This is a genomic window from Vibrio makurazakiensis (genome assembly GCF_050337375.1).
Classification (GTDB): domain Bacteria; phylum Pseudomonadota; class Gammaproteobacteria; order Enterobacterales; family Vibrionaceae; genus Vibrio; species Vibrio makurazakiensis.
The window spans coordinates 57,044-70,542 of the sequence record NZ_JAKJSW010000023.1; the positions used below are offsets into that span (position 1 = coordinate 57,044).

Sequence of the window (13,499 nt, forward strand, 5' to 3'; positions counted from 1 at the left end):
TTCTGATATCAGATAGCTTGGTGATTCCATTTGGTTATCACGCTTATATCTTCAACTCATTATTACTCATGAATAGAGCTGTCTATTATATAGCCACTCAACGCACGGATGCCGTTATTAACCTAGATATAAAAGAGTACATTATGAAAAAGACTATCTTAGCCTTAACTATTACAGCGGCCATCTCTCTTCCGGTTGTTGCGGCACCTATGCAAGTTGATCGTCAATTAGCGGATCAACATACTCACCAATTAATTGAAACCCAAATGACAGATATTGAGGCTTCAGCATTAGCTAAGCTAAATGCACAAAGCAATAATGTTGCAGTGGTCGATGATGTTATTTATGAAAAGCAATCTGATGGAACATGGGCTGCGGTAGGTGCAGCGTCAGCGGCCTTGTTTGCAGGGCTGCTTAGTTCGTCTTCTAGTTCGAGCAACGGCAATGACTTACCTGGTATAGAGCTTCCTATTGAGCATTCCCCATCACACTTACCTAGTGTGGATCAAAGTAATCCAATTCAAGACCCGTACTCAATCTCTGAAACAAGCTCGGGTTGGCACATAACTGACAATGAAACGGGATCTAATGCCTTTGTCGACCGCAATGGAGATATCCGTGATACTCATACTGGTGAAGTAATTGCGACTTCAACTCTGTACAAAGGTACTTATTACATCTCGAACACCGATGGAATAACGGTCGCAACATACAGTAAGTCGACAGGTTTAGTCTTTACAGGCGTTGACCAGGATATCGATCGAGGTATTGGTGGGCCAATCGAGCACCCGATTCAAGATGCATATTCTATTTCTGAAACGGCATCGGGCTGGGTCGTAACTGACAATGAAACGGGATCTAATGCCTTTGTCGATCGCAATGGTGATATCCGTGATACTCATACCGGCGAAGTAATTGCGACTTCTACTCTGTACAAAGGTACTTATTACATCTCGAACACCGATGGAATAACGGTCGCGACATACAATAAGTCGACAGGTTTAGTCTTTACAGGAGTTGACCAGGGTATCGACCGAGGTATTGGCGGGCCAATCGAGCATCCGATTCAAGACGCATATTCTATTTCTGAAACAGCATCGGGCTGGGTCGTAACTGACAATGAAACGGGGTCAAATGCTTTTGTCGACCGCAATGGTGATATTCGTGATACTCATACCGGCGAAGTGATTGCGACTTCAACGTTATACAAAGGTACTTATTACATCTCGAATACCGATGGAACAACGGTCGCGACATACAATAAGTCGACAGGTTTAGTCTTTACAGGCGTTGACCAAGACATTGATCGTGGTATTACTCCACCAGTTATGAACCCAGATCATACCAACCCTGATTTTGAGTTTGTAACTGATGGCAATGGGACGATTGGTATTATTCGTGATGGCGTGCTACTTGGATCGATTGAAGGATCAGTTAACGTAAACACTCGTCACTTAGAAGTCGGGCCAAATGGTGGGGTTTGGTATAACAATCCTCAAGCTCCTGCGCCAATACGTTTACCGTTTAAAGTAGAGACTTCAATAACGGGGTATTTGGTTGTTACTGATAGTCGTACAGGAGAGATTGTTGGTATAGGTGGTCAGATTGGAGGCGACATGGCACCAATTAAACTTACGATAGTAAAATCTGATTTAGGTTGGACTATATTCGGTTCACAAGGCCGTTCTATTACTATCTCAAATGTAGAGTTAGAAGGACGTAATCTGACCCCTGACCGTCCAATTAATATTGAACCAGAAACGCCAGATCACACTAACCCTGAATGGGAATTAAGACAGGCAACTCAAGAAGGTGTGTACGACATTTATCGCGACGGTGTTGATATGGGAACTGTGCGTAAAGAGTCTTCAGAAGATGGTCGTACTAACATGACGATAGTCAGTGGTAATGCGGGAGGTATCGTCATTTTTGATCACGCAAATCGCGACGTTCAGGCTAATGCTCAAGCGAAAGAAACCATTAAATCTATTGCACAACAGCCTCGCTTCGACCAGCTGAGAAGTAAGGTACAGGCGCGCATTAACTAATGTGAAAGTCGATATTAAATAAAGAAAGCCACTCAGTGATGAGTGGCTTTTTATTTTTGAATACTTTATCAGCGAATGGCTAATCTGTACTTTGTAAAACTGTTTTTACTTTTTCAACTAACCATAGCGTTAAAGGGCTATTATGGTTTTTGCTGTGGTAATAACTAAAAATATCAGGGGTCTCATAGCTATATCCCCAGTTACAATCTAGAGACTTGATCCCACTGACAAAATCATAATCTGAAAAGTTAGAGACGGGGACAAGCATATCGCTACTGTGGACGGCTTCTAGAAGGACAGAAGGGAGCTCTGAGCGCAAAGTAACATTAAATTTCAGTCCAAGTTCTTCCCCTACGATTTCCGCAATAGACTTCTGAAAGTTCCAATTTGACGCGAGGATCGTTCCAATAGGGTATTTTTCAGCATCTTGCGGAGTCAGCGATGTACCTTTTATCGGGTGATCTTTTCGACAAATCACTTTTAATTTGTCAATCCCGATCTTTTTTGAGTATAAAGTTTTAATTGTTAGGTCACTGTCGTAGCTGATACCTAGACAAATCTTTCCATTTTCAATATCTGATTGAGTGTCTTGATTCCAACTACGAAAGTGAACACAAACATTAGGGGCTTCGCTACGTATTTTGGAATATATCTTTGTGGCAAGTGCGCTCATTAAAAAAGGAGAAAGCGCAATAACGATATTCCCATCTAACTGTTGAGGAGCAAATTGCTCTTGGCGGTTAAGGCTGTTTTCTAACTCAAGCATGATAGGACGTAGAGATAGGTATAACTCTTCAGCGTAAGGTGTTGGCGTTAGCCCCTTACTATTTTTAACAAATAACTCATTATCTAAAGAGTGGCGCATCTTTGTTAAGGCCTTACTTACCGCTGGCTGTGTGACATGCATTCGCTCAGCTGCTTTCCTCATATTCTTTTCTTGGTAGAGGATAAAGAACATGCGCAGTAAGTTAAGATCGAGGTTGTCGTATAATTTTTTAGCCATTTTCTTCCTTAAAAATACCTAGCTGTATTTAGATTAGCATAAGTTATTGTTTATATTACTAGGTTCTGTGATGCGAAGTTCCATTATGGACTAACCCATGGCGCTTATTCTGTTAGATCTTGCCCTGCTACGTCAGTTGTACGTTAAATCAGATGTTCAGAATTGATATCCCTCTCATCGCGCCATTTGCACGCACTTTGTAATTTATAAAATAAACACTTTCATACCAAGGTAGATTGACTCTCAAAATTTAACGGGTTGATTTAATACAAAATTATTATGTTTTAGCAATCAGATATATTGGAGGAAAGTCCTTCCAAAGAGATCGTTATGAAAGCATATTCTTTAGTCGTTGTATTAAGTACCGCGCTGCTGGGTTGTAGCTCAGCGCCTCAGCAGCAAACGTTATTGAAATCAGACCCATACTGGGTCAAAGGAGAGTTAGATAACGGATTAACCTACCACGTATACCCTGACCGGGAGCAACCTGTATCTGTACGCTTGCTTGTGCATGCAGGCTCTTTTCAAGAGAGCGAACAGCAAAAAGGTTATGCCCATTTTGTTGAGCATATGGCGTTTAATGGCAGCAAGAACTTTTCAGAAAATGATGTTATCGAGCTATTTGAGCAATCAGGCGTTAGCTTTGGTGCGGACTTAAATGCTTATACTTCCTACCAAGAAACCCTTTATAAGTTGGATTTACCCGACAAACAAAACCTAGATAAAGCGATGGCTTGGCTAAGAGATATTGGCGATGGTTTAACGCTTTCGGCAGCAGAAATCGAAAAAGAAAAGGGAGTTATACTAGGGGAGTTTCGATACTCGCGGGTAGAAGATAAACCCCTAGCCTTCAAATTTTATGACCATATGGTGGAAGGGACTAAGTACCAAAACAATGACCCTATTGGCAGCAAAGACTCCGTCTCCAATGCGGATGTTCAAGAGTTAAAGAATTTTTATCAGACTTGGTATCAACCCCAACTTACTGAGGTGATTGTAACGGGGGATGTCACTCTGGCAGAGGTTATTCCTTTAATTGAAGAAAGCTTCTCTAGTTGGCAAAAAGGCACTACACCCATTCCGGTGAAGAGCACCTCAACAGACTACAGCACTCAAGACTTTGTGGCGCATGTCGCAGGGGCGGAGCCACCTAGTATCGGTATTGTTATTGATAGGGGAACAAGAGTGGTGTTGAGCCGAGAGCAACAACACCAGCTTTGGTTGGATGAGATTGCTCAGCAACTTGTACAGCAAAGATTGAACTCCGATTTTGTTGACGCAGCGTTGCCAGTGCAATGGACGGCGTCGACTTCTTACTTATTAGAGTTCCAACGTTACTCCATTACAACGGTCGGTTTTCCTGTTGGTACCCGAGAGGAAAGCCAGCAGCAATTTATTTCTACTCTCGCCTCTTTGCGTGATCATGGTGTGAGTGAGAATGAGTTTATGGGAGCTATACAGCAATACCAAGCGAACCTTGATGATATTCAAGTTAACTGGGATCAAATGGATGCTGTTGTTCATGCTAATGGAAAATCGACGGCATTGGTGATTAACCAACCGGTTCAATCTCAGCTAGATTATCAGTCGAGTTTGAAAGAGTTTCTTGCGAGTACGGACCTTAAAGCCGTGAACAAAAACTTAGATGATTTGCTTTCTAGCCCTTACATTTTGGGGTTAGGTTTATCTTCTAAAGAAGACTTGTTGGCAATGAATGACCAGTTAAGTGATGTCAGAAGGGCATATAAAAAAAATGGTAATAAGCCACTACTAGCAACGGCAAGCTCAGCGTTTAGTGTGCCAACTTCTCAGGGGGAAATTGTTAAACAAGTTCAGGTGAATGAAGACCCTAACTTACAGCAATGGACACTGAGTAATGGAATTGAAGTTTGGTATTTGCGTAACCCTAAGGCGGGTAATAATGTTGGAGTTTACTATGCAAGTGAGGGAGGGAAAGCGGCGCTAGATCCATCTTTATATCCTGCGTTAGAGGTTGCGGTTCCTGCTTCAATCCGTAGTGGTGTTGGTAAATTTAGTGGCTCTGAGTTAAATGCTCATTTGAAACGTAAAGACATTCAAATTTATCCCTTCATCAACTTCACTCACCATGGGTTAGAAATAAACGCTAAGAAAAATACGCTTGCAGAGGGACTGGCTGCGCTACACGCAATTGTAACTAAGCCTAAAATCGATAGCGACCAACTTGAGGCTGTGAAGTCTGAATTTTCACAAAATCGCACGGCATACCTAGAAACGCCAGTAGGTCAATTTACCAAGATGGTGAATCGCAATAGTTATCAGGCTAGTAGTCGTCATATCATGTTAGAAAGTGAAGATATTGAGGCGGTTACACCTGACGATGTACTTAACGTGCAGCATCAGTTATTTCAGAAGTTAAGAGACAACACACTTGTCATCGTTGCTGATATTAAGCCATCTGAAGTAAAGCCTCTTGTTCGTCAGTATATTGCTTCATTGTCACTAGAAGCTGTTGAATCGCCTAACTACCAGGTGGCTTATAATGACAAGTCGAAAGAGCGCATAGATGTATCCATCAATAATGAAGACAGCAGCCAGTATTTATTGCGTATTATTTCGCAACAAGCGCGAGATAAAACAGCAAAGGATGTGTTTATGGATGACATGCTTCAACGTGTATTGTCGAGCCGCTTGTCAGCTTATGTTCGTGAAGAGTTAAGCCTGGATTACGCGCCTTATGTGTATTCGGTTGCGCAAGACAGTGAGCCAAGTTATGACTGGTTGGTTGGGTCTTTAACTGCGCCAGAAAACTCAAAGCTGATTGAATTGGCGATTGATAAAGTGATTACTGAAGCTATTAAAGGGATATCTGAAGGTGAGACTCGAACAGCAGCTAAACAGCTAGTGGCCGATCTCACGCCACTTCAATACAAGCCGACCCAACAAGCTTGGTTCATTTCACGTTACTTAATTCATGATTATGGTGTTGAAGCTTTGTTTGACCTACAGGGGACGACAGATTCAATTTCTAGCCAGGACATGACGGAGTATGCCAAAGAAATCTTTGGTGCTAACAGTTATCAGTTGAAGAACTTCTTAAGGCCGAAAAGTTAAGTTTACTGAGTAGGATGCTCTGAGCCTCCGAATATATGGGGCACATAGAAAGCCAAACGCTAAGTCGTTTGGCTTTTTTATTGAGCTAATTTTTTGGGAGGGGTAATTTATAAAATGAAGATCAAGATCACAAAGGTACTCACCTGATTCAATATTAAATAATAATCATTAACTCTATCTGTATATTGTCGGTGAATGACATTAAGAGGTTGTTATGAAAAAATATTATTTAGCAACGGCACTATGCCTTACCTTGGTTGGCTGTAGTTCAACATCAAAAATCACCGAAACCTTAATCCAACCGGATCCTGCTTGGACTTCAGGTCAGCTAGAAAACGGTCTTACTTATCATGTTTATCCTGACCATGAAGCATCTGTCTCTGTTCGCTTAGTTGTACATGCTGGTTCAATTCAAGAGAATCATAAACAAGAAGGCTATGCTCACTTTGTTGAGCACATGGCATTTAATGGCAGTAAGCATTTTTCTCAAAACGATGTGATACGTTTATTTGAAGATGCTGGTTCTAGCTTTGGTGCTGATCTTAATGCGTACACTTCTTACGAAGAAACCGTATACCAATTAGATTTACCTGATAACGTCCAATTACAGTCGGCTTTGACGTGGATGCGCGACGTTGGTGATGGGTTGGATATCGCAAGCTCAGAAGTTGAAAAAGAAAAAGGTGTGGTTCTTGGTGAGTTTCGAATGGCTCGTCTTAATGATAAATCATTCCCCGAAAAATTTTATGACTACTTTATTGAAGGTGGTCCGTATGAATCTCAAGATGCATTGGGCACTAAAGAGTCGGTGATGAGTGCTACTTCTCAAAGCCTCACCGACTTTTACCAGACTTGGTATCAACCTCAAATTGCTGATCTGATTATCTCCGGTGATGTGGATATCAAAACCGTGATTCCATTAATTGAAGAGAAGTTTTCCAGCTGGGAACGTGGTGAAACGCCAAAACCAGAAAAACAGAAAATGACGACTTTCAACGAAGGAGACTATGTCGAATTCGCGGGGAGAGAAGCGCCAAGCATTACTCTAACGTTTAACCGAGGTTTAAACTCGATTGAAAATCACGATCAACAGCATCAACGTTGGTTGGATGAAACCTCCCATTTATTGATTCAGCAACGACTAGAGGCTGTATTTAATGATGCAGCGCTGCCGACTCAATGGATAGCGTCGGATAGCCTTCAAATAGGAGCTCTGCGTTATTCATCAACAAGTGTTGGTTTTCCTACTGGTAGCCGTGAAGTCATTCAGCAAGAGTTACTCTCTACACTAGCGTCACTGCGTGATTATGGTGTTTCGGAAACAGAGATCGTCGGCGAGGAGCATTACTACCAAGACTTGTTTGATAATATTGAGTATGATTGGGATAAAATGGACAGCGTTGATCACGCTGACTACAAAGCAAGTGCTTTAGTCTCCGAGCAAATCGTTCAATCACAAAAAGACTATCAGGTAAGTTTAGAGGCCTTCATTGCTAACCTAAGCCTTGAAGCGATTAACGACAACATTAAGAGTCTACTTTCTGATGATTACTTCATCATCATTGGGATGGATGAAAATGAAGACAGAGAAGCGATCAACAATTCCCTCGATAGCCTAAAAGCCACTTATAGCGAAATGGGAACACAGCCGTTAATGGCGACGACTGCTAGTGCGTTTGCTGACCCAAGTTCCCAAGGTGATATTGTGCTTGTTGAACAAATGCATGTAGACCCAAACATTCAAAAGTGGACGCTAAGCAATGGTATCGATATGTGGTACCTGCGTGACTCGCTTGCGAATGATGATGTTGGCGTTATGTACATGAGTTTAGGTGGAAAAGCTGCTTTGAACCCGAGCTTATACCCAGCCGTTGAGGTTGCGTTACCTGCCTTATCTCGAAGTGGAGTTGGTGATTTTACGGGCTCTGAGCTTCTAGCGTACTTTGAACGTGAAGACATTCAGGCTGACTCTTTCATTGGTAATACCCATCATGGTATTGAATTTAATCTTAAAAAAGATGGGCTTACCGATGTGTTTGCTGCTCTTTATACCTTTATGGTCTCACCTAAAATAAACCCTGACCAGTTAGAGGCGGTGAAGCTGGAGTTTGTACAAGGTCAAGAGTCTTTCTTGAGTAGCCCTGTTGGTCAATTTGAACGAGCGGTAAACCAAAATATTTACCGTCAGGATAGCCGCCACCATTTTGTTGGCAAAGATCGCGTTGAAGCGGTTTCTGTGGAAGATGTCCGTAATCTTCATGAGCAACTATTTGGCCAATTGAGACACAACCAGTTGGTGATTGTGGGGGATATCGATCCAAGTGAATTGAAGCCATTGGTTCGTCAATATTTGGCTTCGATTCCACTAGAAAAAGCTGCAGTGCCGGATTTTGATGTGGCTTATAAACAGCCATCGAAAGCACGTATTGATTTAGCCATTAACAATGTGGATAGCGCTGAGTATGTTTTACGTATTATCTCAGAGCCTACAGCCGCAGCCGCAGCCGAAAAAATTTCGACAGCAAAAGATGTCTTTATGGAAGATTTACTGCAACGTTTGCTGGCGACTCGTTTAGATGCGTATATTCGTGAGGAGCTGAGCTTAGATTACTCGCCTTATGCCTATCCCGTATCGCAAGATGGTGAATCGAGTCAGGAGTGGGTCATCGGAGCGATGATAGCGCCTGAAAATATCGATAAAGTTGAAGTGGCGATTGATAAGGTAATTACAGATCTTTTACAAGGTGTCTCTGAAGAGGAAATGCGAGCGGTAGTGAAACAGTTTGAAGCTGACTTCACGCCTCTAGAATTGAGTTCTATCGACCAAGCGTGGCATGTGTCTCGCTATCTACTTCATGGTTACGGTGTTGAAGCTTTATCTCAAGTTGACCGAGTGGCTAAATCGATATCCACGGAAGATATGAACGCTCTAGTACAACGTATTTTTGGTGAGAACAGCCGTAAGGTTAAGAACATCCTGCGTCCTAAAGCCTAACGCGAAAATGCTTTAATAAATGCCCAAAAGCCAAGCACCCATTGCTTGGCTTTTTGTTTTTTCACGATTCTAGAGGTGTTAATTTGGCGTTGCGTGGTGAGCGATTGTCAGAGCTGTGTCAAATGTGAGTGGTTGTGATTTTAAATCAATTGTAACTTTCATAGCTGTTATATATTGTCGCTGTTTCTACCATTCAGGATTGTTGTGAATTGCTTAAATTAGGTACCCGATTAGTCTTAATGTTATTTTTACTGAGCTTTGGCTTAGTGAATTCTAACGGCTATTCGTTTCCTTCTAAGCCATTTCAAATATCCTCGCAGTCTTCGCAGAGTGATCTTTGTAAACAAGCTGCTACGGATAACCCGTCGAGCTTCTTAGAGTGCGATAAGGCTCAGTTTGGCACCGTCCCTTCTGGTGACAGCTCCAATTATCACGATACAGAATCTAGCCTCCAAGTAGTGAACTTCAGACGTATGCTCAGTAATGAGCAAGAAAGTGTGGCTGACCTTGAGCCTGCTTATCATTTACTGATCGACTTCTCCCCCCCTTCACTATTGGCTTCTTTGCTCTTTAACACACCGTTGTTAGATACCAAGCAGCATTGGACCAGTATTGTGAGTTCTCCGTCCTCCCGGCTTTCTGGGTGGAAAGAGGGCAACATCCAATACTCGCATTTCCGAGAACTTCTTAGCTAATCGTTTGACCCTAAATTGGTCGTATCGATGGTCACTTGTGTCCGTTGAACTCGCCAATTAACAAATATAGCGACACACAATTATTAGCCTCACTATGACTCAATCAGTTTGTTCTGGTTGCGATTAGCCATCGCTCGTGTTCGCAAAACATTAGTTATACCAATCGTAGTAAATAACTGGTCACCCTAACTGGTTAAAATGCTCGATCACTGCTTTTTTTCGGTGCTATTTTTGAGCACGTATTTACGGTGATTGGTAAAAAGAAGAGATCTTGACCGTGAAAAAACGCATTCCAAGAAAACAAATTAACCACTACTCAAAGTGGAAATATGTGGTGCTTATCGCCACCATCATCATCATGATTCTGAGTGCTTTACCTTCTTGGTTTGGCGAGGACGCCTCGGTTCAAATCAGTAACCGCTCTGAGCAGACGATCGACGCCACTCAAGTGACGCAATACCTTGCTAGCGAGGGCATTCAAGCCAAATCAGCTTTTCAAAAAGACAAACGTTTAGTGGTGATCTTAGAAAATGCTGAGCAACAAGCGAAAGCCAAAGAAGTGCTTAACGAGCGCTTCCTCGACAACGCGACCGTTGCTCTTGCTATGGAGCCAGCAGCACCAAAATGGCTGACTGATATGGGCTTCGCGCCGATTCAGTTAGGTCTTGATTTACGTGGTGGTGTGCAGTTCTTACTCGAAGTCGACATGGAACCGGTTTACCACGCACAAGCTCAATCTGTGGTAGACGAGATCACTAGCGAAGTGCGTTATGCCCGTGGTGAAGTGGTGAACAACCAAGTTAAGTTTAACTTCCGCACAGACGCTGATTTCGAAAAAGCCCAAAAGCTGATTCGTGAAGAGTTCCCACAATGGCTACGTGACCGTTCAGATAAATCACTGACGTTAACTCAGTCTGAAGAAGAACAAAGAACGCTACGTAACCTAACGGTTCAACAAAACCTGCAAATCATGCGTAGCCGTATTGAAGAACTCGGCATCACTGAAGCATCGATTCAACGTCAAGGTGAAAGCCGAATCCGTATCGAATTGCCGGGTGTACAAGACCCTGCAGCAGCGAAAGATGTTATCGGTGCAACGGCTTCATTGGCGTTCTACTCTGTTTACGATAACGCGACTCGCAATACTCAAACTCTGAAAGATTCAGACGGCAACCGCGTGGTGGTAGACCGTAAAGCAGTGCTGAGCGGTGAACACATTATTGATGCTCGCAGTGGTATTGGTGAGATGGGCAGCGCAGAAGTAAACATTACCCTAGATTCTTCTGGTGGTAAGAAAATGTCTGAGTTCTCTCGTCATAACATCGGTAAGCCAATGGCAACCGTGTACAGCGAATATAGCCGTGACAGAGCAGGCAACAGCAAGCAAACCAGCGAAGTCATCAGTGTGGCAAACATCCAGTCTCAACTGGGTAGCCGCTTTAGAATCACAGGGGCTGGTAGCTTGGCTGAAGCACAAGAGCTTGCGCTGTTGTTGCGTGCGGGTTCATTGACTGCGCCAGTGACCATCATTGAAGAACGTACGATTGGCCCGTCTCTGGGTGCAGAGAACGTAACTAATGGCTTTGCTGCGTTGGCGCTGGGCCTTGGTCTTACTCTCACGTTTATGGCGCTATGGTACCGCCGTCTTGGTTGGGTCGCGAACGGTGCGTTGATCGTTAACATGACCACATTGTTTGGTTTGATTGCGCTGTTACCGGGTGCAGTCTTAACTCTGCCTGGTATTGCTGGCTTGGTACTGACCGTCGGTATGGCGGTGGATACCAACGTGCTTATCTTCGAGCGTATTCGAGACAAGATGAAAGAAGGGCGCAGTTTTGCGAGCTCTATCGATCGTGGTTTCGATAGCGCGTTCTCGTCAATTTTTGATGCTAACGTCACTACCATGATCGTTGCTGTGGCTCTGTATACCATTGGTAATGGACCAATTCAGGGCTTCGCTCTGACACTGGGCCTAGGTCTTCTAACCAGTATGTTTACGGGCATTTTTGCTTCGCGAGCGATCATCAATTTGGTTTGGGGGCGTGACCAACGCCACGATGTAAGGATTTAAGCATGAGTATTTCAAATATGACTATTTCAGACAGCAATATGACTCGCCTTCGCAAGGTGATGTCTGTGATTTCTATTGTGCTGTTCATGAGCTCTGTGATGCTTGTGGCAGTGAAAGGTTTCAACTGGGGCTTGGACTTTACTGGCGGTGTGGTGGCCGAAGTTCAGCTTTCCGATCAAGTCACTAAAGATGCATTAAAAACAAAACTTGATAGTGCTTTCCAACAAGACGTTCAAGTGGTTGGTATGGCAGAACAAGATCGGTGGACGATTCGTTACAGCCAACTGACAGACGCACCACAGCCAAACTTAGTAGACGCCCTAACATCGGTAAGCGATCAAGTAAAAGTGTTAAACAGCAGTGTGGTTGGCCCTCAAGTGGGTCAAGACATGGTTGACCAAGGTGGCTTGGCGGTACTGGTGTGTTTCCTAATGATCATGCTGTACCTGAGTGTTCGATTTGAATGGCGTTTGGCACTAGGCGCTCTGGCGGCGATAATTTACGACGTCACGATTATCTTGGGTTTGTTTGCTTTTACTCAGTTCGAGTTCAATCTGACCGTATTGGCAGCGGTGTTGGCGATTTTGGGTTATTCATTGAATGACTCGATCATCATTGCCGACCGAGTACGTGAAATGCTGCGTGGTAATCCAAACGGTGATACAGATAACCTGCTTAACGAATCAGTTAAAGCGACGTTCTCACGCACTATGGTGACTTCAGGAACGACTCTGATCACCGTATCGGCGCTTTGGCTGCTTGGTGGTGCAGCGCTGCAAGGGTTCGCTATTGCACTCGTGGTTGGTATCGTCAGCGGTACATGGTCTTCAGTTTCTGTTGGTATTACTTTACCTAAATTGTTGGGGCTGCTACCGATTCACTATCAGGTAAAAGCGATAGATAAGACGGAGGAGTCGTATCCGTAATCCTGCGCTAGCATGGAGAAACGCATACTAGCTGTAGTAATAAACGAGGGGGACTCAAATGCTCCCTCGACTTCTCGTTTTAATCGTAAATAACAGATATGTGCGCTTGTGCATAAAAATAAACTTAACTATAAGGTAAGCCTCCCCACAATAGATTATTGTTAGAGGAGGCTTATTGAATAGGAAAGTTATAATGGAATATCGACACCAATGTCATGTCGGCGACCACGGTGATGCGTTAAAACACCCTGTTTTAGCGTCTTTGGTTCAGTCTCTTGTTCAGCAGCATGTAAGTCTAAATATAATAGACACCCATGCAGGCACAGGTTGCTATGATCTGACCACCGCACCTTCAAATCATGCTCGTGAGTTTAAAGAAGGGGTTGGTTATCTATGGAAAAACAAAGATAAATTGCCGAGTAGTTTTACTCCTTTTATTTCGAGCCTAGCGGCTTTTAACCCTGAAGAAACACTCACTCTTTATCCTGGGTCTGCAGTACTTGGTTTTGAACAAGGTCGTCGTAATGACAGCTTTTTCTTTTCAGATATTCAGCAAGATGAAGCGGATTTGCTGGCAACGAATATCAAACAGATTCGTTCTGACCTACATATCGAGAGTCAGCTTAATGTCTTTGCGGGTGACGGTTTGAACCAACTCCCTTATGCAG

At 43.3% G+C, this 13,499-nt stretch carries 8 protein-coding genes; 7 read left to right on the forward strand and 1 reads right to left on the reverse strand.

Features of this window, described 5'->3' with window-relative positions:
- The first annotated feature begins 143 nt into the window (after positions 1-143).
- A complete protein-coding gene (locus L4C33_RS03715) occupies positions 144-2,048 on the forward strand; it encodes a hypothetical protein (RefSeq protein WP_428811101.1) in 1,905 nt (634 codons plus the stop codon).
- 79 nt (positions 2,049-2,127) lie between these two features.
- Here L4C33_RS03715 and L4C33_RS03720 read toward each other — a convergent pair whose 3' ends face one another.
- Positions 2,128-3,051, reverse strand: coding sequence for a LysR family transcriptional regulator (locus tag L4C33_RS03720; protein ID WP_428811102.1), 924 nt, complete (start codon positions 3,049-3,051; stop codon positions 2,128-2,130).
- Between the two features lie 330 nt (positions 3,052-3,381).
- Between L4C33_RS03720 and L4C33_RS03725 the strand changes: the two genes are divergently transcribed.
- From L4C33_RS03725 to rlmJ, 6 genes are all read left to right on the forward strand, one after another.
- Positions 3,382-6,144, forward strand: coding sequence for a M16 family metallopeptidase (locus tag L4C33_RS03725; protein WP_428811103.1), 2,763 nt, complete (start codon positions 3,382-3,384; stop codon positions 6,142-6,144).
- Between the two features lie 214 nt (positions 6,145-6,358).
- Complete coding sequence (locus L4C33_RS03730) at positions 6,359-9,139, forward strand: M16 family metallopeptidase (protein ID WP_428811104.1); 2,781 nt, start codon at positions 6,359-6,361, stop codon at positions 9,137-9,139.
- A gap of 239 nt (positions 9,140-9,378) precedes the next feature.
- Entirely contained in the window at positions 9,379-9,834 is a 456-nt protein-coding gene (locus L4C33_RS03735; protein WP_428811105.1) for a hypothetical protein, read from the forward strand.
- A gap of 271 nt (positions 9,835-10,105) precedes the next feature.
- A complete protein-coding gene (gene secD, locus L4C33_RS03740; protein WP_428811106.1) occupies positions 10,106-11,905 on the forward strand; it encodes a protein translocase subunit SecD in 1,800 nt (599 codons plus the stop codon).
- A 2-nt stretch (positions 11,906-11,907) separates the two neighbouring features.
- Complete coding sequence (gene secF / locus L4C33_RS03745) at positions 11,908-12,831, forward strand: protein translocase subunit SecF (protein ID WP_428811107.1); 924 nt, start codon at positions 11,908-11,910, stop codon at positions 12,829-12,831.
- Between the two features lie 193 nt (positions 12,832-13,024).
- Positions 13,025-13,499: 23S rRNA (adenine(2030)-N(6))-methyltransferase RlmJ (gene rlmJ / locus L4C33_RS03750; protein ID WP_428811108.1), on the forward strand; the 475-nt coding region annotated here is incomplete at its 3' end.

Excerpts from the sequence above, each read along its gene's own strand:
- L4C33_RS03715 (WP_428811101.1), top strand. The coding sequence starts at position 144 with ATGAAAAAGACTATCTTAGCCTTAACTATTACAGCGGCCATCTCTCTT.
- L4C33_RS03720 (WP_428811102.1), bottom strand. The coding sequence starts at position 3,051 with ATGGCTAAAAAATTATACGACAACCTCGATCTTAACTTACTGCGCATG.
- L4C33_RS03725 (WP_428811103.1), top strand. The coding sequence starts at position 3,382 with ATGAAAGCATATTCTTTAGTCGTTGTATTAAGTACCGCGCTGCTGGGT.
- L4C33_RS03730 (WP_428811104.1), top strand. The coding sequence starts at position 6,359 with ATGAAAAAATATTATTTAGCAACGGCACTATGCCTTACCTTGGTTGGC.
- L4C33_RS03735 (WP_428811105.1), top strand. The coding sequence starts at position 9,379 with ATGTTATTTTTACTGAGCTTTGGCTTAGTGAATTCTAACGGCTATTCG.
- secF (WP_428811107.1), top strand. The coding sequence starts at position 11,908 with ATGAGTATTTCAAATATGACTATTTCAGACAGCAATATGACTCGCCTT.